At 66.0% G+C, this 20362-nt stretch carries 16 protein-coding genes; 10 read left to right on the forward strand and 6 right to left on the reverse strand.

The window, feature by feature from the left end:
- Window position 1 precedes the first annotated feature (1 nt).
- Window positions 2-2527 (reverse strand): ATP-binding protein, encoded by a 2526-nt coding sequence (locus IB261_RS14260; RefSeq protein ID WP_192382332.1) that lies wholly within the window; start codon window positions 2525-2527, stop codon window positions 2-4.
- A 291-nt stretch (window positions 2528-2818) separates the two neighbouring features.
- On the opposite strand from IB261_RS14260, the gene IB261_RS14265 reads away from it, so the two are divergent.
- The 6 genes from IB261_RS14265 to IB261_RS14290 all read left to right on the forward strand — a co-directional run bounded on the left by IB261_RS14265 (window position 2819) and on the right by IB261_RS14290 (window position 11103).
- Window positions 2819-6295 (forward strand): response regulator, encoded by a 3477-nt coding sequence (locus IB261_RS14265; protein ID WP_151186988.1) that lies wholly within the window; start codon window positions 2819-2821, stop codon window positions 6293-6295.
- Between the two features lies 1 nt (window position 6296).
- Window positions 6297-7115 carry a CheR family methyltransferase gene (locus tag IB261_RS14270; RefSeq protein ID WP_151186989.1) on the forward strand — a complete coding sequence of 273 codons (819 nt, stop codon included), beginning with the start codon at window positions 6297-6299 and terminating at the stop codon, window positions 7113-7115.
- Entirely contained in the window at window positions 7112-7699 is a 588-nt protein-coding gene (locus IB261_RS14275; protein ID WP_192382334.1) for a chemotaxis protein CheB, read from the forward strand. The genes IB261_RS14270 and IB261_RS14275 overlap by 4 nt, the downstream gene beginning before the upstream one ends.
- The gene (locus IB261_RS14280) at window positions 7689-8873 is read left to right on the forward strand and encodes a hybrid sensor histidine kinase/response regulator (RefSeq protein WP_192382337.1); all 1185 of its coding nucleotides are present in this window, start codon (window positions 7689-7691) and stop codon (window positions 8871-8873) included. The genes IB261_RS14275 and IB261_RS14280 overlap by 11 nt, the downstream gene beginning before the upstream one ends.
- A gap of 74 nt (window positions 8874-8947) precedes the next feature.
- Window positions 8948-10897, forward strand: a complete 1950-nt coding sequence (locus IB261_RS14285; RefSeq protein WP_192382339.1) for a hybrid sensor histidine kinase/response regulator — start codon at window positions 8948-8950, stop codon at window positions 10895-10897.
- 65 nt (window positions 10898-10962) lie between these two features.
- On the forward strand, window positions 10963-11103 hold the full coding sequence (locus IB261_RS14290; protein WP_167523184.1) for a hypothetical protein: 141 nt from the start codon (window positions 10963-10965) through the stop codon (window positions 11101-11103).
- A 90-nt stretch (window positions 11104-11193) separates the two neighbouring features.
- Here IB261_RS14290 and IB261_RS14295 read toward each other — a convergent pair whose 3' ends face one another.
- The gene (locus IB261_RS14295; protein WP_192210702.1) at window positions 11194-11805 is read right to left on the reverse strand and encodes a Yip1 family protein; all 612 of its coding nucleotides are present in this window, start codon (window positions 11803-11805) and stop codon (window positions 11194-11196) included.
- Window positions 11806-11833: 28 nt separating this feature from the next.
- On the reverse strand, window positions 11834-12193 hold the full coding sequence (locus IB261_RS14300) for a hypothetical protein (RefSeq protein ID WP_192382341.1): 360 nt from the start codon (window positions 12191-12193) through the stop codon (window positions 11834-11836).
- A 290-nt stretch (window positions 12194-12483) separates the two neighbouring features.
- Between IB261_RS14300 and IB261_RS14305 the strand changes: the two genes are divergently transcribed.
- Complete coding sequence (locus tag IB261_RS14305) at window positions 12484-12750, forward strand: AMP-binding protein (protein WP_318653063.1); 267 nt, start codon at window positions 12484-12486, stop codon at window positions 12748-12750.
- On the opposite strand, the gene IB261_RS14310 is transcribed toward IB261_RS14305, so the two are convergent.
- Window positions 12731-14302, reverse strand: coding sequence for a sensor domain-containing diguanylate cyclase (locus IB261_RS14310; RefSeq protein ID WP_192382343.1), 1572 nt, complete (start codon window positions 14300-14302; stop codon window positions 12731-12733). The two genes, IB261_RS14305 and IB261_RS14310, sit on opposite strands and share 20 nt — an antisense overlap.
- A gap of 258 nt (window positions 14303-14560) precedes the next feature.
- Window positions 14561-16015, reverse strand: coding sequence for a high affinity choline transporter 1 (locus tag IB261_RS14315; RefSeq protein WP_192210699.1), 1455 nt, complete (start codon window positions 16013-16015; stop codon window positions 14561-14563).
- Between the two features lie 383 nt (window positions 16016-16398).
- On the opposite strand from IB261_RS14315, the gene IB261_RS14320 reads away from it, so the two are divergent.
- From IB261_RS14320 to IB261_RS14330, 3 genes are all read left to right on the forward strand, one after another.
- Complete coding sequence (locus tag IB261_RS14320; RefSeq protein ID WP_192382345.1) at window positions 16399-16992, forward strand: DedA family protein; 594 nt, start codon at window positions 16399-16401, stop codon at window positions 16990-16992.
- 82 nt (window positions 16993-17074) lie between these two features.
- Window positions 17075-17956, forward strand: coding sequence for a Dyp-type peroxidase (locus IB261_RS14325; protein WP_151186996.1), 882 nt, complete (start codon window positions 17075-17077; stop codon window positions 17954-17956).
- A gap of 246 nt (window positions 17957-18202) precedes the next feature.
- Entirely contained in the window at window positions 18203-18616 is a 414-nt protein-coding gene (locus tag IB261_RS14330; protein WP_192382347.1) for a cupin domain-containing protein, read from the forward strand.
- Between the two features lie 61 nt (window positions 18617-18677).
- On the opposite strand, the gene IB261_RS14335 is transcribed toward IB261_RS14330, so the two are convergent.
- On the reverse strand, window positions 18678-20012 hold the full coding sequence (locus IB261_RS14335) for an MFS transporter (RefSeq protein WP_151186998.1): 1335 nt from the start codon (window positions 20010-20012) through the stop codon (window positions 18678-18680).
- Window positions 20013-20362: the final 350 nt, after the last annotated feature.

Below are 20362 nucleotides of genomic sequence, written 5' to 3' on the forward strand. Positions count from 1 at the left end.
TTCAGCCGTCCTTGCGCCCGAGCATGCCGTTGACCTTGTCGCGCAGCGCGTCGATGGAGAAGGGCTTGGCGATCATCGACATGCGCGTGGCCAGCTCGCTGCCATCGATGTGCACGATCTCGGCGTAGCCGGTGGCGAACAGGATCGGCAGCTCCGGTCGCGCCTCGCGCGCAGCCACGGCCAGTTCCTCGCCGTTCATGCCCGGCAGGCCGACATCGGTGAGCAGCAGGTGGATGGTGGTATCTCCCTGCAGGATCGACAGCGCCTCTTCGGCGTCCTCGGCCTGCAGCACCTGGTAGCCAATCTCCTCCAGCACTTCCACGGTGAGCATGCGCACCAGGTCGTTGTCCTCGACGACCAGGACGCACAGCTGCTCGTTGGCCGGTTCATTGGGGGGCGTAGGGGCGTCGGGAATGCTGACCACTGAGGTGCCTCTCGGGAAATAGAGTGTGACGCAGGTGCCCTGGCCGGGCTCGCTGCGCAGGCGGATGTGCCCGCCGGATTGTTTGATGAAGCCGTAGACCATCGACAGGCCCAGCCCGCTGTTGGGGCCGATGCCCTTGGTGGTGAAGAAGGGGTCGAAGACGTGGGGCAGGGTCGCCTGGCTCATGCCCTGGCCGTTGTCCTGCAGGGAGAGGGCGAGGTAGTCGCCGGCCGGCAGGTCATGCTCGCCGCTGACGATCTCCTGGCGCCGCAGGCTGATCTCCAGGCTGCCACCGCCGGGCATGGCGTCGCGGGCGTTCTCCACCAGGTGGAGCATGGCCTTGTGCAACTGGTCGCGATCGGTCAGGACGCTCTGCGTGTCATCCAGGGTTAGCGCCAGTGTGACGTCCGGGCCGGCGCGTTCGACCAGTTCGTCGTGCCAGTTGCGCAGTTGCTGGCCGAGGTCGACCGGGTGCATGGCCAGCGCCTGACGGCGGGCAAAAGCCAGCAGGTTGTGGGTCAGCTCGGCGGCGCGCTCGGTGGCCTGGGTGGCGGCATGGAGGATGTGGCTGAGCTCCGGCTGGGCGTTGGCTGGCGCGCGGCGGGTGATCAGGTCGAGGCTGAAGCGAATGCTCGCCAGCAGGTTGTTGAAGTCATGGGCGATGCCACCGGTGAGCTGGCCGACAGCTTCCATGCGCTGGGCGTTGAGCAGGGCGGTCTGCGCCTGCTCCAGCAGTAGCGCGCCACGCTTCTGCTCGGTGATGTCGCGGCCGCAACCATAGATGACGCCGTTTTCCTCGGTGGCGTGCCAGGAAATCCAGCGATAGCTGCCATCGGCGTGGCGCAGGCGGTTTTCGAAGTGCTGCAGGCGCTCGCCACGGGCGAGGGTGGAACGGATGTCGATGCTCGGCGCGAGGTCGTCCGGGTGCACCAGCTCTTCGCTGTTGCGGCCGGTGAGCTGCTCTTCGCTCCAGCCCAGCAGGCTGCCCCAGGCCGGGTTGACGTTGAGCAGCACGCCCTGGTGATCGAGCACGCAGAGCAGGTCCTGGCTCACTGTCCACACGCGGTCGCGCTCGCGGGTGCGCTGGCGGGCTTCTTCCTGTACGGCGACCTTCAGTCTGCGCTCTTCCGTACGCTGGCTGGCGGCGGACAGGGCATGGCCGAGCAGGGCGGCCAGCTCGTTGAAGAAGGTCGCGTAGTTCTCGTCCAGGCGCCGACGCGGGCTGATGCCGAATACCGCCAGGCTGTCGGTGTGGCCATCCAGCGGGGTGGCGTAGGTGCTGTCGAGCACTTCCGGCCAGGGCGCAAAGGCGCGCATGTGCTGGCTGCCCAGGGGGGACTGGTGGGCTTCCTTGATACCGCCGAACAGGTGCAGAGGGTCGTCGTCCAACGTCAGTTGCGCGGGGGCGAAGTGATCGTTGGTGTCGGTGCCGCAGGCGCCGAGCAGGGTGCCGGCATGGTAGAGCAGGCAGAAGGGCACGTCGTGGCTGGCTTCGGCAAGCAGGGCGAAAGCCTGGGCGCAGATCTGTGCGCTGTCGTCAGCCTGCCCGAGGCGCTCCGCGAGGCGCGTCAGCAGCCGCTGGCGGCGTTGCTCGATGACGTTGCCGGTGGTCTCCACGGCGGTATTGAACAGCCCGATGGGCTTGCCATCCTGGCCGAAGATCGGGCTGACGTTGTAGGTGAAGTAGGCTTCCTCGACGTAGCCGAAACGCACCATGGGCAGCAGGCGGTCTTCCTCGTGGGCGGCCACGCCGGTCTGCAGGATGCCGTTGTACATGGGGTCGAGGATCGACCAGATGTCCGACCAGGCGACGTGCGCGGGCTGGCCCAGGCAGGCGGGATGCTTGTCGCCGGGGATGGCGCTCCAGGCGTCGTTGTACAGCAGGATGAATTCCGGGCCCCAGTAGATGCACACCGGCAGGCGCGAGTTCAGGCCGACTTCGAGGATGCCCTTGAGCGTGGCCGGCCACTGGTCCATCGGACCGAGCGGCGTGGTCGCCCAGTCGTACTGGCGGATCAGCGGTGCCATGGCGCTACTGCTGTTGAGGAAGTCGCCCTGGCCCTGCACTGGTGAAATAGGGGTTTCCCCCGGGGAGCTTGGCATCGAGCAAACCCTGCGACCGATTGATCTTCTGTTCCTTGTCGGACGTTGGAAAGGCGCACCGGGAGATAATTCCACTTTTCTCCAGGCTTATTCCGTAAAAAGTTCGAACGTCCCGCAGGAGTGGCTGTCAATTCGCCAGCTGGTATGTAGCCTACAACGCTTAGCGTTATTATTTCTCCAGTTTTAAGAACGTTCTTACAATAACTTCAAATACTTACCTGGCATCTGTCGCAATCTCCGCCATGCCGGCGGGATGCATCCAGGGAAGATAGGCCATCAGGGAACCCGCAGATGAACCAGAAAGCCATCGCCGACGAAAGCGCCTTCCGCCGCATACTCGCGCGCAACATGGCGCTGCCACTGGGCATCTGCCTGCTGGGCGCGGTGCTGTTCATCGGCCTGATCCTCTACATGCTCGACGTGCTGGGCTGGGTCGAGCACACCGACCGGGTGATTTCCAGCGCCAACGAGATGCAGCGCCTGAGCGTGGACCAGGAAAGCGGGCTGCGCGGCTTCCTGATCACTGGCGATCCGGGCTTCCTGGAACCCCTGGAGCAGGCGCGGCCGCGCATCAATTCCGGCCTGAAGAGCCTCTCGGAGCTGGTGGCGGACAACCCGCCGCAGGTCGAGCGCGTGGGCCGCCTGACCTCGATGCAGGACGAGTGGATGAGCTTCGCCCAGCAGATGATCGAGCAGCGCCGCCAGGGCCAGGACACCTCCGACGCCATAAAGGCCGGGCGCGGCAAGAGCATGATGGATGCGATCCGCTCGCAGTACGCCTCGCTGATCAACACCGAGCAGCAGCTGCGCCACGACCGCAACCAGTTCGCTTCCAGCCTCTCCACCGGCGTGGTCATCCTCTACCTGGTATTCAGCATCGTGGTCGGCACGCTGCTGGCGTACTTCGGTCGCCGGCAGTTGGTCAGCCTGTCCGAGTCCTATGCCGAGTCCCTGCGTCGCCAGGTACTGCACAACGAAACGCTGGCGCGCCAGGCCTGGTTGCGTGATGGCCAGAGCCGCCTGGGCGAGCAGTTGATCGGTCAGCAGTCGTTGCCGTCCCTGGGGCGCAGCCTGATGGACTTCCTCGGCGAGTTCGTCGCCTCCCCGGTGGGAGCGCTCTATGTGCGCGATGATCGCGGCGGTCTGCGCCTGTCCGGCACCTTCGGCTTCGCCACCAGCGTGCTGGGCGAGGATTACTTCGCCCCGGATGAAAGCCTGATCGCCCAGGCTGCCCGCCAGCGCAAGCTGCGGGTGGTCGACGGCCTGCCGCCGGACTACCTGAAGGTGAATTCCGCGCTGGGCAACGGCCAGCCGGTGAGCGTGGCGCTGCTCCCGCTGCTCAATGACGGCGGTGTGGTCGGCGTGCTGGAGCTGGGCTTCCTGCGCCAGCTGGAAGAGCGCGACCAGGCCTTCCTGCAGAACGTCGCCGAAACGCTCGGCAGCGCCATCGCCTCGGCGCAGCATCGCCAGCGCCAGCAGGACCTGCTGGCGGAGACCCAGCAGCTCAATGAGGAGCTGCAGGTGCAGCAGGAAGAGCTGAAGACCGCCAACGAGGAGCTGGAAGAACAGTCGCGGGTGCTCAAGGAGTCCCAGGCGCACCTCGAGGCCCAGCAGGCGGAACTGGAGCAGACCAACGAGCGCCTCGCCGAGCAGGCCCAGGAGCTGGCCGCCCAGCGCGATGATCTCGACGGCAAGAACACCGAGCTGAACCAGGCCCGCCTGGACCTGCAGGGCCGCGCCGATGAGTTGCAGCGCGCCAGCCGCTACAAGTCCGAGTTCCTCGCCAACATGTCCCACGAGCTGCGCACGCCGCTCAACAGCTCGCTGATCCTCGCGCGCCTGCTGGCCGACAACGAGCAGGGCAACCTGGACGATGAGCAGGTGAAGTTCGCCGAGTCGATCTACGGCGCCGGCAACGACCTGCTCAACCTGATCAACGACATCCTCGATATCTCCAAGGTCGAAGCCGGCAAGCTGGAAGTGCGCCCGGAGAACGCCAGCGTGCGTCGCCTGGTGGAAGCGCTGGAAGGGCTGTTCCGCCCGCAGGCCGACAACAAGGGCCTGCGCTTCATTGCCGAAGTCGCGGAGGACGCTCCGGCGCTGCTGTTCAGTGACCGCCAGCGGGTCGAGCAGATCCTCAAGAACCTGCTGTCCAACGCCTTCAAGTTCACCGACAGCGGTGAAGTTGCCCTGCGCGTGAGCGCCGCGCCCGAGGGGCTGCGCTTCGATGTGCGTGACAGCGGCATCGGTATCGCCGAGGACCAGCTCGCGCGCATCTTCGAAGCCTTCCAGCAGGCCGATGGCGCCACCAATCGCCGCTACGGCGGCACCGGCCTTGGCCTGTCGATTTCCCGCGACCTGGCGCATCTGCTGGGCGGCAGCATCATCGTCAGCAGCGAGCCGGGCAAGGGCAGCGTGTTCAGCCTGCTGTTGCCGCTGAATTACCAGGCGCCGGCCGAGGACGAGGTAGTCAGCGCGCCTGCGCCGATTGTCGCGGTTGCCCCGACTGCCATTGCGCCGCCGGTGGTGCGTGCGCCGGCCGCCGCAGCATTCGCCGACGACCGCGAACAGGTCAGCGTCGGCCAGCGCTGCGTGCTGGTGGTGGAAGACGAGCCGAAGTTCGCCCGCATCCTCTATGACCTGGCTCGCGAGCTGGGTTACCGCTGCCTGGTGGCCATGGGCGCCGAGGAAGGCCTGCGCCTGGCCGACGAGCACGGCCCGGACGCCATCCTGCTGGACATGCACCTGCCCGACGAATCCGGCCTCGCCGTGCTGCAACGCCTGAAAGCCAACCCGCGCACCCGCCATGTGCCGGTACATGTGGTCTCCGTGGAGGACCGCAGCGAAGCGGCCCTGCACCTGGGCGCCATCGGTTACGCGCTCAAGCCCACCACCCGCGAGCAACTGCGCGAGGTCTTCGGCAAGCTGGAGGCCAAGCTGACCCAGGAGGTCAAGCGCATCCTGCTGGTCGAGGACGACCCGCTGCAGCGCGACAGCGTCTCGCGGCTGATCGGCGACGACGACATCGAGATCACCGCGGTGGAGCAGGGCGAACAGGCCCTGGAACTGCTGCGGCGCAACATCTACGACTGCATGATCATCGACCTCAAGCTGCCGGACATGCAGGGCAACGAGCTGCTGCGGCGCATGGGCGAGGAGGACATCTGCTCGTTCCCGCCGGTGATCGTCTACACCGGGCGCAACCTGACCCGTGACGAGGAAGCCGAGCTGCTCAAGTATTCGCGCTCGATCATCATCAAGGGCGCGCGCTCGCCGGAGCGCCTGCTGGACGAGGTGACGCTGTTCCTGCACAAGGTCGAGTCGCAGCTCTCCAGTGAACGCCAGCGCATGCTGCGCACCTCGCGCAACCGCGACCGGGCCTTCGAGGAGCGGCGCATCCTGCTGGTGGACGACGACGTGCGCAACATCTTCGCCCTCACCAGCGCCCTGGAGCACAAGGGCGCCCGCGTGGAAGTGGCGCGCAACGGCCGCGAGGCCATCGAGAAGCTCGCCGAGGTCGGCGACATCGACCTGGTGCTGATGGACGTGATGATGCCGGAGATGGACGGCTACGAGGCGACCCGCCTGATCCGCCAGGACGCGCGCTTCAAGAAGCTGCCGATCCTCGCGGTGACCGCCAAGGCGATGAAGGACGACCACGAGCTGTGCCTGCGCGCTGGCGCCAACGACTACCTGGCCAAGCCCATCGACCTCGACCGACTGTTCTCCCTGATCCGGGTATGGCTACCCAAGCTGGAGCGCATCTGACATGCCTGATCGCAGCCAGGACATCGAGCTGCGCCTCCTGATCGAGGCGATCTACCTGAAGTACAGCTACGACTTCCGCGACTACTCCGGCACCTCGCTCAAGCGCCGTGTGCTGCACGCTACCAAGCTGTTCGAGTGCCGCAGCATCTCGGCCCTGCAGGAGCGCATCCTGCACGACCCGCATGCCTTCCATGAGCTGCTGCAGTACCTGACCATCTCGGTGAGCGAGCTCTTTCGCGACCCCAGTTACTTCCTCGCGCTGCGCCAGGAAGTGGTGCCGGTGCTGCGCACCTATCCGTCGCTGCGCCTGTGGGTGGCCGGCTGCAGCACCGGCGAAGAGGTGCATTCGCTGGCCATCCTGCTGCACGAGGAAGGCCTGCTCGAGCGCACGCTGATCTACGCCACCGACATCAACCCTCGCTCGCTGGAGCAGGCGCGGCGCGGCATCTACGCGGTGGACGACCTGGCCCAGGCCAGCGAGAACTACCGCGCCGCTGGCGGCAAGGGCTCGCTCTCGGACTACTACACGGCGGCCTACGACGGGGCGCTGTTCGACAAGATGCTGCGCGCCAACGTGACCTTCGCCGATCACAGCCTGGCTACTGACAGCGTGTTCTCCGAGACGCACCTGGTCTCCTGCCGCAACGTGCTCATCTACTTCAACCGCCAGTTGCAGAACCGCGCCATCGGCCTGTTCCATGAGTCGCTGTGCCACCGGGGCTTCCTCGGCCTGGGCAGCAAGGAAAGCCTGGACTTCACCGACTTCGCCGGGGAATTCGAGGTGGTGAATCGCCGTGAACGGGTGTTCCGCAAGCGATGAACGCGCAGCGAAAGGTCGAAGCCGTTGTTATCGGCGCCTCGGCGGGCGGCGTGGACGCGCTGTTCCAGCTGTTCGACGGGTTGCCGGCGGACTTCGCGCTGCCCATGGTGGCAGTGCTGCACCTGCCGGAAAACCACGAGAGCCAGTTGGTCGACCTGTTCGCCCGACGCCTGGCGATCCCCGTGGAGGAGGCTCGCGACAAGGCGCCGGTGGAGGCGGGCACGCTGTACTTCGCCGCTGCCGGGTATCACCTGTCCATCGAGCGGGAGCGCAGTTTTGCGCTGAGTCGCGAGGCACCGCGGAATTTCTCCCGGCCGTCCATCGACATCCTTTTCGACTCGGCGGCGGACGCTTACCGGGAGACTCTCGTCGGCATCCTGTTGACCGGAGCCAACCAGGACGGCGCCGAAGGGCTGGCGCGTATCCGCCGCGAAGGCGGGCTGAGCATTGTCCAGGACCCGGCCGAAGCCGCCGTGTCCACCATGCCGGAGGCGGCTATTGCACTGCACGCCCCGGACCACATACTTCGGCTGCGTGAAATTCACGCGCTACTGACCCGAATGGGCACCCGACATGCTGCGTAACCAGGGAAGCAAACTGCTGATCGTCGACGACCTGCCGGAGAACCTGCTGGCGCTGGAGGCGTTGATCAAGGGCGAGGGGCGCGAGGTGTTCAAGGCCTCCTCGGCGGATGAGGCGCTGTCGCTGCTGCTGGAGCACGAATTCGCCCTGGCGCTGCTCGATGTGCAGATGCCCGGCATGGACGGTTTCGCCCTGGCCGAGCTGATGCGCGGCACCGAACGCACCAAGAGCATCCCCATCGTCTTCGTCACCGCCGCCGGGCGCGAGCAGAACTACGCGTTCAAGGGCTACGAGAGCGGCGCGGTGGACTTCCTCTACAAGCCGCTGGACAACCACGCGGTGCGCAGCAAGGTGAACGTCTTCGTCGATCTGTATCGCCAGCGCAAGGTGCTGGCACGGCAGCTGGAAGCGCTGGAGCAGGCGCGCAGCGAGCAGGACGCGCTGCTCGCCGAGCTGCGCGAGACCCAGGTGGAGCTGCAGCGGGCGGTGAAAATGCGCGACGACTTCATGTCCATCGTCTCCCACGAGCTGCGCACGCCGCTCAACGGCCTGATGCTGGATACCCAGTTGCGCCGTCTTTACCTGTCCAAGGGCAAGCTGGAGCACTTCGCGCAGGACCGCCTGGGCGTGCTCTTCGAGCGCGACGAGCGCCAGCTCACCGGCTTGAACCGGCTGATCGAAGACATGCTCGACGTCTCGCGTATCCGCACCGGCAAGCTGTCGATCCGCCCGGAGCCGGCGAACCTCGCCGATATCGCCCGCCGCGTGCTGGGCAATTTCGCGGTGCAAGCGCAGGCGGCCGGTTGCGAACTGAGCCTGGAGACGCCTGAAGTGGTGGAAGGCGTGTGGGACGCCTACCGCCTGGAGCAGGTGATCAGCAACCTGGTCAGCAACGCCCTGCGCTATGGGCCCGGCCAGCCGGTGGAAGTGACCGTCGCGGTGGCGGATGGCCGCGCGCAACTCTGCGTGCGCGACCATGGCGATGGCATCAGCGCCGACGAGCAGCGGCGCATCTTCCAGCAATTCGAACGTGGCACCGGCGCGGCCCGTGTCGCCGGCCTGGGTCTGGGGCTGTTCATCTCCGAGCAGATCGTCCAGGCCCACGGCGGCCGCATCGAGTTGCGCAGCGAGCCGGGGTTCGGTGCGGAGTTCAGCGTCTTCCTGCCGCTGGACTGAGTGCCGTCTGGCGGCGCCCGAAGTGAGGTGGCTGCGCCTATGCTTTGCTCCAATGAGCCAAGAGAGCAGACTTGATGCCCGATACGACCGCCAGCACCGCCCAGCTCGTCGAAGATGCGCGCTACCGCCTGCTGGTCGAGGCGGTGACCGACTACGCCATCTACATGCTCGACCCCGATGGCCGCGTCAGCAGCTGGAGCTCCGGGGCGCAACGCCTGAAGGGCTACGCCGCCGATGAGATACTCGGCGAGCACTTCTCGCGATTCTATACCCCCGCCGACCGCGAAGCCGGGCTGCCGGAGCTGGCACTGGGCGAGGCGGCGCGGGTCGGGCGCTTCGAGAGTGAGGGCTGGCGCCTGCACCGCGATGGCAGTTCGTTCTGGGCCCACGTGGTGATCGACGCCATCCGCGATGTTTCCGGGGAGCTGCTGGGCTTCGCCAAGATCACCCGCGACCGCACCGAGCAGCACGAGACCGAACAGGCCCTGCGCCGCAGCGAGCAGCATTTCCGCCTGCTGGTCAATGGCGTCACCGACTACGCGCTGTACATGCTTGACCCCGAGGGCAATGTCACCAGCTGGAACTCCGGCGCGGAGCGGATCAAGGGCTACCATCCTGAAGAAATCATCGGTCGTCGTTTCGAGTGTTTCTACTGCGACGAGGATCGCCAGGGAGGCGTTCCCGAGACCAGCCTGAGCACCGCGCTGGCCGAGGGGCGCTACGAGGAAGAACGCCTGCAGATGCGCAAGGACGGCTCGCGGTTCTGGGCCAATATCGTCATTGATCCGGTATTCGACGACACCGGCAAGCTGCTGGGTTTCGCCAAGATCACCCGCGACATCACCGACAAGCGCCGCGTCCAGGAAGAGCTGGAGCGCGCCCGCGACGAACTGATCCAGTCGCAGAAGATGGAGTCCCTCGGCCAGCTGACCGGCGGCGTCGCCCACGACTTCAATAACCTGCTGACAGTGATCCTTGGGGGGCTGCAGTTGCTCGAACGACAACTGCCCAGGGACAACGAGAAGGTCCAGAGCATCTGGCGCAACGCGCTGGAGGCGACCCGCCGCGGCGCCCAGCTGACCCAGCGGATGCTGGCCTTCGCCCGCAAGCAGCGGCTGTTCCCGCAACCGATCCAGCTGCCGGCACTGCTGCAGGACATGAGCGAGCTGCTGGTCAGCTCCCTGGGCCCGACCATCAGCCTGGAGATGCGCTTTCCGCTTCAGCTGGACTGCGTGATGAGCGACCAGAACCAGCTGGAGCTGGCGATCATCAACCTCGCCACCAACGCCCGCGACGCCATGCCTGGCGGCGGCAGCATCACCTTCTCGGCACGCAATGCCCAGGTCGGACCGCGCCAGAGCGGCAAGCTGGCGCCGGGGGACTACGTGTGCCTGGCCATGACCGACTCGGGGCTGGGCATGGACGAGGACACCCTGCGCCGCGCCGCCGAGCCGTTCTTCACCACCAAGCCGACCGGCAAGGGCACGGGGCTGGGATTGTCCATCGTCCATGGACTGGCCCAGCAGCAGGGCGGCGCGCTGCTGTTGCGCAGTACGCCAGGGCAGGGCACCATCGCGGAAATCTGGTTGCCGGCGGTGAAGACAAAGGCAGAGCTGGTAGCAGAAAGCGCCGAACTGCCGCCCGATGCGATGGGCGAACCCCTGGAGCCGCTGGGCCTGCGGGTGCTGGTGGTGGACGATGACGCGCTGGTGCTGGCCGGCACCAGCGCGCTGCTGGCGGACCTGGGTTGCCAGGTCGCGCGAACCGATTCGGCGCGGGCGGCGCTGCAATGGCTGGAGCAGTCCGACTTCGACCTGATGATCACCGATTTCGCCATGCCGGACATGGACGGCATGCTGCTGATCCAGCAGGTGCGCCAGTCCTACCCCGCATTGACCTGTGTGCTGACCACCGGTTACGCGGGACGGCTGGATACTCTGGCCGACTCGGTGGTGCGTCTGCCCAAACCCTTCGACCGCGACCAGTTGCTGGCCTTGCTGCTGCAGGTGAAGCACGTCGGGTAGATAAACCGAACCTCAGCGGACAGGGCGCGCCCAATGGAGACTGCCCATGTCCCGGAGGACTCGCCATGTACGCTCATCCCCAGGCACAGCGACCGGACCCACAGGAAGCCCCGCCGGACCGCGAGAGCCAGATTCCCGAGGACTTTCCCGAGGAGCTGCCAATGCAGCAGCCCCCGGAGGAACCGGTGCCGCAGCCGGAACAATGAACGGCTACGCAGACTTTCCCGCTGCGCAGCAGTCTTCCATTGCCGCGATCGCGCGACGGGAAGGCTGCTGCAGGCCACGGATCTCGGCGCTTACTCCTGCAGATATTCCCCAGCCCCCGTCATTGTCTGGCCCCACATTTCCAGGAAGCCGAACGCCGTGGTCAGCAGCGCCAGGAAGCCAAGGCCGAGGATGCAACCCGCATAGAACGCGGCGCTGCGCTGGGTCAGACGCATGTAGATCGGCAGGCCGATGAACAGCAGCCAGCCGGAATAGGCCGTGGCGGCCCCGGCGGCGAGGATCAGCAGCCAGCGAGAGGGCAGCAGCGCGGCGATACCGGCGAGCATCAGCGGCAAGGCGACGGCGGTGGAGAAGCCCATGCTGTGGTTGATATTGGGCCGCACCTCGGTGCGGAACAGCACCCAGCGCGTGAGGTAGGCGATGATCACTATCCCGGCCACCAGGCCGACGTAGCACCAGAAGCCGAGCAGCGCGCCACTGGCGGCGCTGAGGAACTGGGTTTCGCTGTTGCCCGGCAGGCGCCAGCCCACCTGGGTGGTGCCGATGAACAGGCACGCCGCCGGGATCAGCGGCAGCAGCAGCCAGAACGGCAGGTAGGCCGCCGGGTGCTGGTCGGTGCTGTCGCGCAGTTCGTGCCAGGCCTTCTCGGGGTGCACGAAGAAATGGGTCAGGGGAAAGGTCATGGCGTTCTCCTAAGCCTTGAAAGGGTTTTCAGTGCCGCCTGGAGCGGTTGGCGGAGTGCAGGCCCTCGGCAACCTCGATTTCGATCAGCGAACCGGGGTCTTCATTACCCGGATCGTTGATCTGCGAACTGGCCAGCTCCTGATCGTCGATGGCCGGATCGAGGTCGCCCTGGGGCATCAGCCCCTCGCTGCGATCACGGCGGTCGAGCAGTGGCAGTAACTGCTCCTGGAACTCCTGCTGCTGGGTTTCCGACAGTGCGGCAAACCCGTGGTTGAGGATGTAGCGGGCGAGGATTTCCTGGCGGCTGTCGGCTTCCAGCGCGCCATCTTCGAGCAGCCGGCGAAGGCCTTCCGAGCGTTCGACATCCTGATGATCATTCCAGCCCATCGTTTGCACCTCCCGGATCGGGTGAGCGTGAGTGGTCAAGCGTGTGTGGCTCGGCATGAGCACTGGCAGTGGGCGGCGTCTTTCGCGTCGCCTATGCGGATGACCTGTACCGGGCGCCCGGTGTTCGGTGCCAGGGACGAACGGTCCGCCGGCTGAGCCGCTGCAGGTACGGCGCGTGCAGCGGGCAGCCATCGCATTCCGGCATGGCCGGCATCGACCTGAGGTATTGGCCGGGCGCGGCACGCGGATCTTGGCCTCTCGTGCGTTTCCCCTGACAACGAGAACAGCAAGTGGACCTGGGTAAAATCCTGCGCCGCAGCGCGCTTTACTGGCCTGACCGCGAAGCCATGGTCGACTCCCGCCAACGTATCACCTTCGCCGACCTCGAACGCCGCACCAGCCGCCTGGCCTCAGGGCTGCTGGCGCTGGGGCTGGAGCAGGGCGCCCGGGCGTCCATCTATATCGCCCCGGCCTGGGCGATGGCGGGCGGATTGCCGGACTGGCGCGCGCACTGGCATCACGCCTGTCGACACTGGCCTAGGTGTCGTCGCTGCTGACGACGCGGTTGCGGCCGCTCTGCTTGGCGCTGTACAAGCGCTGGTCGGCGAGCTTGAGCACCGCTTCCGGGGTCACGGCCAGTGCGCCCAGGTCGGCGACGCCGATGGACAGCGTGACCAGCCCCACCTGCGGTATCTGCGTGAGTGCCACGGTCTCGCGGATGCGTTCGGCAATGCCGGTGGCGGTTTCCAGGGACGTCTGCGGCAGCAGCAGGACGAATTCCTCGCCACCGGCGCGGCAGGCCAGGTCGCCGGCGCGGGACGAGTCGCGCAGCACCGCCGCGATCCGCCGCAGGGCTTCGTCGCCGGCATCGTGGCCCCAGGTGTCGTTGACCCGCTTGAAGTGGTCGATATCCACCGCGAGTACCGAGTAGGCCACCCTGGATTGCTCCAGCGCATCCAGCGCTACACCCAGCGCGCGGCGGTTGGCCAGGCCGGTGAGGGCGTCGCTTTGCGCCTCCTGGCTCAGCTGGCCGAGCTTCTGCTGCATCAGACCGACACCGGTGAGCAGCGCCTTGCGGATCGCCGCCGCTTCGCGGTACCAGGTCTTGATGCCCTGTAGTTCGCGGGGCGTTTCCGGGTTCGACAACTGCTCGGCGCTCAGCGCCAGCTGGCGCAGCGGTCGGGTGATCAGCAGGGTGCCGACCCAGATCGCCAGCACGCCGAGCAGGCTTGCCGGGATCAGTCCCAGCAGCATGTCCTTCATCAGCAGGTTCAGCGGCGACAGGCTGAGGTCGCGCGGCTGCTGGGCTACCACTGCCCAGTTGGCTTCCGGCACCTGGGCGTAACCGGCGAGCATGGGCACGCCCTGGTAGTTGAGTACCTCCATGGAGCCACTCTCGCCGCGCAGGGCGGCCTCGATGGTGCTGCTGTGATTCACCACCTCGCCGACGCGCTCGCGGACCGGGTGGTGCAGCAGCCGGTGGTTGGCGTCGGCAACGAAGGCGAAGGTGCCTTCCTGCTGGAAGTGGCTGCCGATGATGCTATGCAGCACGCTGGGCTTGAGGATGTACACCGAGCCACCGACCAGGCCCAGGTACTCGCCGCTCGGGCTGGTGATCGGCTGCGAGATCAGTACCACGAGGTTGCCGGCGATGGACTCGTAGGCCTGGCTGATCTTCGGCTGCTTCAGGCGCAGCGCTTCCTTTACGGCCTCCGAGCGCAGCGTGGTGCCGACGATCTGCAGCGAGTCGGGATAGGCCTGCAGGACCTTGCCACTGGCGTCGACGATGATGATGGAGTTGAAGAAGGCGTCCTGGGCCTGCAGGCGCATCGCCTCGGCGTGCAGTACCGGCGGTTCGTCGAAGTGGTTGGCGAGTATCCCGGAGCTGTAGGCCAGGTTGCGCCGCGCGGAGCCGAGGAACTCGTGAATGCTCGACGCCACCTTGGCTGCGTAGGCGCGATTGGCCTCCAGCGTCGAGTGGATCAGCGCGCTGCGCTGCACGTTGTAGGCGACCACCAGGCTGTTGCCGAGGGTGGCCAGCGCGGCGAGCAGCACGAAGACCAGTATCAGCATCCGCAACGTCAGCGGTTTGCGGCTCCAGCGCTTCATGGGCTGGCCCGCCGGGTACTGCGTGATTGCGATGTCGAAGTCTGATCCATGTAAGCGCCGGTGCGGGTGAGGGACGTGCAGCCTACCCGACGATCCTCGACGGGCGAGGTTCAGGATAGGCAGGCTTGGGGCGTCCGTCACATCGCCGGCGGCGGGAGTTCGCCGACCAGCGCGCGATGGCCTGCTCGTGGAGTGTGTCTGTCGCGCCCACAAAAAAGCCCCGCACAGGGCGGGGCTTCTTCTTTGTCTATAGCGCGATCAGTTGGCGGCAGCAGCGGCGGCCATGTCCGACACGCTCTCGCCACGGTGCTGGCTGAACTGCGGAGCCAGGGAGCCGACGATCATGCCGATGGCGCTGCAGATCAGGCCCACCAGTTGCGGCGGCCAGAAGTCGCCTTCCTGGTAACCCAGTTCCAGCGACACCCAGCCGATCAGGCCGCAGGCGATGGCGGTCAGGGCGCCCTGGGTGGTGGCGCGCTTCCAGAACAGGCCGAAGAACAGCGGCACCACGGCGGCGACCAGGGTCACCTTGTAGGCGTTGCCGACCATCTCGTAGATGCTGGCGTTGGACAGCAGGGCGAACAGGCAGGTGGCGACGGTCATCGCCAGTACGCTGCAACGCATGGCCAGCAGGGCCTGGCGGTCGTTCATGTTGGGCAGGAAGTGCTTGACGATGTTCTCGGTCAGGGTCACCGACGGGGCCAGCAGGGCGCCCGAGGCGGAGGACATGATGGCCGAGAGCAGGGCGCCGAAGAACATGATCTGGGCGAACAGCGGGGTACGCTCGAGGATCAGGTGCGGCAGAATCTGCTGGGAGTCTTCGGCCAGCCAGTGCTTGACCATCTCCGGCTCGATCATCGAGGCGGCATAGATCAGGAAGATCGGCAGCATGCAGAAGACCAGGTAGCAGCAGGCGCCGGTCATGGTGGCGCGCTGGGCGATCTTCTCGGTCTTGGCCGACATCACGCGGGCATACACGTCCTGCTGCGGGATGGAGCCGAACATCATGGTTACCGCGGCGCCGAGGAAGGCGACGATGTCCTTGGCCGAGGTGCCGTGCAGGAAGGTGAACTTGCCTTCGCTGGCGGCGTGGCTGATCACGTTGACCGGGCCGCCGGCCATGTCACCGATGAGCCACACCAGGTAGAACAGGCCGCAGACGATGATGATCATCTGCAGGAAGTCGGTCAGCGCCACCGACCACATGCCGCCGAACAGGGTGTGCAGCAGGACGATGATGGTGCCGATGATCATGCCCTGGGTGGTGGTCAGGCCACCGTCGGAGAGCACGCTGAAGACCACGCCCAGCGCGGTGATCTGCGCGGCGACCCAGCCCATGTAGGAAATGATGATTACCAGGCTGGTGAAGATTTCCACGTGCTGGCCGAAGCGCTTGCGGAAGAAGTCACCGATGGTGAGCAGGTTCAGGCGGTACAGCGGGCGGGCGAAGACGACGCCGACCAGCATCAGGCAGCCGAAGGAGCCGAAGGGGTCTTCGATGATCCCGGCGAAGCCTTCTTCGAGGAAGGTGGCGGGAATGCCCAGCACGGCTTCGGAGCCGAACCAGGTGGCGAACACCATGGTCACGACGAGGGGGAAGGACATGCTCCGGCCAGCGGCGGCATAGTCCGAGGAGTTGTGCACGCGGGTGGTGGCGTAGAAACCGACAGCTACGGTGATCACCAGATACACCGCTACAAACCAGATCAGCATTTGTTCGTTCCGTTGGCTCGCCGGGAACCGTACTGCCGAGACGAAGCTCGGGCAGGTGGGCCACGACTGACAAAGTTGTTTTTGTTGGGTTGCGCGGCCGAGGTCATCCGGTGCACCAGGCAGTGGGAGCCGGAAAAACGTAACCAGTTGCGACAACGGGCCGCAGTCTGCCAAATCCGTCAAATATGTCAAACACTTGAATTGCTCATGAGCGAAAAAAATTACATCTCAAGACGAATGGCGTAGTTAAAGGATTGATTTGATTGGGTGCTAACGATCCTGACTGACCAGTTAGTCGTTTATTTTTTACATCCGATGTTCGATAAGCAGAACATTCGCCAAGCCGCTAGGCTCTTGGCACGGCACGTATTCAAAGGACCTTCATGTTCGAGCATCTCGACCTCGCCCAACTGCTTTCCAGCTACGGCTATCCGGTGCTTTTCCTCGGTTGCCTGCTGGAGGGCGAATCGATGCTGCTGTTGGCGGGCATCGCGGCGCACCAGGGGCTGCTCGGCTTCACTCCGGTAGTGGTCTGGGCGACGCTGGCCGGCACCCTGGGCGATCAGTTGCTGTTCTGGGGCGGTCGCCGCGCGGGCGACCGTGCCGTGCCCTGGCTGCAACGGCGCGGGCTGGCCGTCGAACGGGTCACCGGGTTGATCGAGCGTTATCCGCACCTGTCGATCTTCGCGGTGCGCTTTCTCTACGGCATGCGCCTTGCCGGGCCGCTGTTGATCGGCGCCAGCCGGGTAGGGTGGCTGCGTTTCCTGCTGATCAACCTGCTCGGCGCCTTGTGCTGGGCGCTGCTGTTCGCCAGCGCCGGGTATTGGGCCGGGGAACTGCTGGAGCAATGGCTGGGCAACCTGCGGCCTTATCGCCTGCCGGTGTTCGTCGCGGTGCTGCTGGTGTTCGGCGGCCTGGCGTTGTGGCGCTACGGGCGGCATCGGCACAAGCGCAAGCAGGGCACATCCGCGAACTGATCGCCAAGTCCTTGATACAGAGCGGTTTGGATTCGCGCGCGGCGCGATTAGAATCGCCGCTCTTTCGTTCAAGGACGCTGTCATGAGCCTTTACCAGCCCGGCATTCTCGCCACCCCGGTTCCCGCCCACGCCCGCCACCTGTTCTTCGATCTGAAGTCGCTGCAGGATCTGCCCGCCGCGCTGGATCGCTTGATGCAGTTTGCCGATGGCGAGCGCGCGGTGGTCGGCTTCGGCGAGTCGCTGGTGCGTGCGCTGGGCCGCCGCATCGACGGGCTGCGGGAGTTCCCGGCGATCTCCGGCGTGGGCGTCGACAACCCGTCAACCCCGCATGCCCTGTGGGTCTGGCTGCGCGGTGAAGAGCGTGGCGAACTGCTTCTGCGCACCCAGGAAGTCCAGTCCCTGCTGGCGCCGGCGCTGGAGCTGGGCAGCCTGACCGAGGCCTTCCGCCATGGCAGCGGCCACGACCTGACCGGCTACGAGGACGGCACCGAAAATCCGCAGGACGACGATGCCATCGCCGCCGCCATCGTTGAAGGCGCTGCGGGCCTCGCCGGCGGCAGCTTCGCCGCGATCCAGCAATGGCGCCACCAGCTTCAGGACTTCGCCGCGCTGCCGCAGCACGAGCGCGACGACATCATGGGTCGCCGCCTGAGCGACAACGAGGAACTGGACGACGCGCCGGAGTCCGCCCACGTCAAGCGCACCGCCCAGGAGAGCTTCGAGCCGGAAGCCTTCATCGTGCGCCGCTCCATGCCCTGGACCCAGGGTCAGGACGCCGGGCTGATGTTCCTGGCCTTCGGCTGCACCCTGGATGCCTTCGAGGTGCAACTGCGGCGCATGAGCGGGCTGGAAGACGGTATCACCGACGCGCTGTACCGCTTCAGCCGGCCGCTCACCGGCGGCTATTACTGGTGCCCGCCGCGCAAGGATGGGCTGCTCGACCTGAGTGCGCTGCTGGGCTGACTCTGCTGCTGCGCCGCGAAAGCCCTGCCTGCGTGCGGGGCTTTTTTGTGGCCGGTGCGCGGTCAGATCGCGGGCATGGCCCGATCCTGCAGGGCGCGCGTGCTGTTGCAGGAGCGGGCCATGCCCGCGAACCCGTTGTGGTACTGAACCACCAATGGCACCCCGATCTTCTCCCAAATTGGCTGTTGGCCCTCGCCAGCGGCGGGCGTAGCGTGGACTCATCTTCCCGCTGCCGAGAATGCCGCCATGCCTGCCACCACTTCCCTGAAATGCCTCCTTGCCGGCCTCGGCCTGGCCCTGGGCCTGCCGCTCTTCGCCCACGACGCCACCCAGGAAAAGATCGAAGTCCAGCAGGAGCACAAGCTCCCCGACGCGGCGGGCAAGAAGGGGCTGATGATTACGGTCTCCTATGCGCCCGGGCAGTCTTCCGGGGCCCATGTGCACAGCGGCTCGGTGTTCGCCTACGTGCTCGAAGGCGCGGTGATCTCCCAGCTGGAGGGGCAGAAACCGGTGACCTACCAGGCTGGCCAGTCCTGGTACGAGGCGCCGAACGCGCCGCACCTGGTCTCGCGCAACGCCAGCAACGAGAAGCCGGCCAAGCTGCTGGTGTGGATGCTGCTGGACGAGAAGGCCCCGGTGCTGACACCGCTGAAGCAGTGAGCCGATAACGAAGAACCCCGCCGATTGGCGGGGTTCTTCGTCGCAGCCTCGACCCGTAGGGTCAGGTCGCAGCGCCGGGCACCTTGCGCGGGGCCATGAAGAACATCCAGGCCAGGGCCAGGAAGTACATGGTCGGGATGATGGTGAAGAGGATCGCGTAGTTGTTGTGGGTCGCGGTGAGGATGTAGCCGACGATCTGGGTCATGAACATGCCGCCAATCGCCGCGAACATGCCGCCAAAGCCGAATACCGTGCTCATCAGGTGCTTGGGCGTGTAGTCCATCACCAGGCTCCAGATGTTCGCCGTCCAGGCCTGGTGCGCGCCGACGCCCAGGGCGATGGCGGCCACCGCGACCCACAGGCCGCTGGCCTTGGCGGCGAAGATCACGCCGATGATGGCGCAGGCGCAGATGAACATCGACAGCAGGCGCGCATGGATGGAGTTCATGCCACGACCGATCAGCCAGGACGAGAGGATGCCGCCACCGATGCTGCCGAAATCCGCGGTCAGCCAGATCAGCATCAGCGGGATGCCCATCTGGGTGACGCTGATGCCCAGGCCGTACTGCTGGTTGAGGAACGGCGGCAGCCAGTAGAGGTAGAACCAGAACACCGGCGCAGTCAGCGAGTAGGCCAGGGCAAAGGCCCAGGTGCCACGCATGCGCAGGATGGCGGAGAAGGGCACGCGCTCGGCTGGCGGCTCGTCGGCTTCCTGGATGTAGTCCAGCTCGCTCTGCTTCACCGTCGGGTGTTCTTCGGGGTTGAAGTACTTCAGGCTCCACAGCACCACCCAGACGAAGCCCAGTGCGCTCATGCACAGGAACGCCGCCTGCCAGCCCCAGGCCGCGAGGATCAGCGGCAGCAGCGCGGGGGTGACCATGGCGCCGACATTGGTGCCGGCGTTGAAGATGCCGGTGGCCATGGCCCGCTCGCCAGCGGGGAACCACAGGCGCGTGGTCTTCACGCAGGCGGGGTAATTGGCCGCCTCGGTCAGGCCGAGGATGAAGCGGCAGACCATGAAGCCTGCCGCCGAGCTGGCCAGGCCGTGGGCGCCGGTGGCGAAGCTCCACAGCAGCACGGCGAAGAAGAACGCGCGTTTCACGCCGATGCGGTCGATCAGCCGGCCCTGCAGCACGAAGCCGATGGCGTAGCCGACCTGGAACCAGAAGTTGATGTTGGCGTAGTCCATGGCCGTCCAGGCCATTTTCTCGGCGAGCACCGGCTGCATCACGCCCAGCGCGGCGCGGTCGATGTAGTTCAGGGTGGTGGCGAAGAACACCAGGGCGAGCATGCCCCAGCGCACCTTGCCGACGGCCATGGCGCCACGCACCTTGCCGAAGAAGGAGGAACCGTGCGGGGCGACCGCAGCAAGGGGAGCGGATTGCGTATGGATCATGATCGGGGCCATCCGTAATCGGGCTGACGCGCAGCCTCGGGAATCATTGTCGTGCCGCAGGCGTCCCGCGTGCTCCACCGTTGATCGGCGTGGGCATCAGGAAAGACGTGCGGTGGCTGGCGAAAATCAATGCGCGCGGTGGCGCCCGAGCAGACAGCACAGGCCTGGCATCAGGCGGGCCAGGACGGTTTGCGGATGGGGGATGGAGGCGGCGAGGCGAGGGTGGGGGATGTACATGAGCATTTACCCGTTCTTGAAATTGTTATGGATGACACGCAGGCCATCTCGCAGCGGCTGGAATGCGTTCCCGGGTTAAGGCAGTGCCGGGGAGCAGCCGGATTGCGTCGACG

It is taken from the genome of Pseudomonas sp. PDM20 (assembly GCF_014852575.3).
Classification (GTDB): Bacteria; Pseudomonadota; Gammaproteobacteria; order Pseudomonadales; family Pseudomonadaceae; genus Pseudomonas.

Excerpts from the sequence above, each read along its gene's own strand:
- IB261_RS14260 (WP_192382332.1), bottom strand. The coding sequence starts at position 2,527 with ATGCCAAGCTCCCCGGGGGAAACCCCTATTTCACCAGTGCAGGGCCAG.
- IB261_RS14265 (WP_151186988.1), top strand. The coding sequence starts at position 2,819 with ATGAACCAGAAAGCCATCGCCGACGAAAGCGCCTTCCGCCGCATACTC.
- IB261_RS14270 (WP_151186989.1), top strand. The coding sequence starts at position 6,297 with ATGCCTGATCGCAGCCAGGACATCGAGCTGCGCCTCCTGATCGAGGCG.
- IB261_RS14275 (WP_192382334.1), top strand. The coding sequence starts at position 7,112 with ATGAACGCGCAGCGAAAGGTCGAAGCCGTTGTTATCGGCGCCTCGGCG.
- IB261_RS14280 (WP_192382337.1), top strand. The coding sequence starts at position 7,689 with ATGCTGCGTAACCAGGGAAGCAAACTGCTGATCGTCGACGACCTGCCG.
- IB261_RS14285 (WP_192382339.1), top strand. The coding sequence starts at position 8,948 with ATGCCCGATACGACCGCCAGCACCGCCCAGCTCGTCGAAGATGCGCGC.
- IB261_RS14290 (WP_167523184.1), top strand. The coding sequence starts at position 10,963 with ATGTACGCTCATCCCCAGGCACAGCGACCGGACCCACAGGAAGCCCCG.
- IB261_RS14295 (WP_192210702.1), bottom strand. The coding sequence starts at position 11,805 with ATGACCTTTCCCCTGACCCATTTCTTCGTGCACCCCGAGAAGGCCTGG.
- IB261_RS14300 (WP_192382341.1), bottom strand. The coding sequence starts at position 12,193 with ATGGGCTGGAATGATCATCAGGATGTCGAACGCTCGGAAGGCCTTCGC.
- IB261_RS14310 (WP_192382343.1), bottom strand. The coding sequence starts at position 14,302 with ATGAAGCGCTGGAGCCGCAAACCGCTGACGTTGCGGATGCTGATACTG.
- IB261_RS14315 (WP_192210699.1), bottom strand. The coding sequence starts at position 16,015 with ATGCTGATCTGGTTTGTAGCGGTGTATCTGGTGATCACCGTAGCTGTC.
- IB261_RS14320 (WP_192382345.1), top strand. The coding sequence starts at position 16,399 with ATGTTCGAGCATCTCGACCTCGCCCAACTGCTTTCCAGCTACGGCTAT.
- IB261_RS14325 (WP_151186996.1), top strand. The coding sequence starts at position 17,075 with ATGAGCCTTTACCAGCCCGGCATTCTCGCCACCCCGGTTCCCGCCCAC.
- IB261_RS14330 (WP_192382347.1), top strand. The coding sequence starts at position 18,203 with ATGCCTGCCACCACTTCCCTGAAATGCCTCCTTGCCGGCCTCGGCCTG.
- IB261_RS14335 (WP_151186998.1), bottom strand. The coding sequence starts at position 20,012 with ATGATCCATACGCAATCCGCTCCCCTTGCTGCGGTCGCCCCGCACGGT.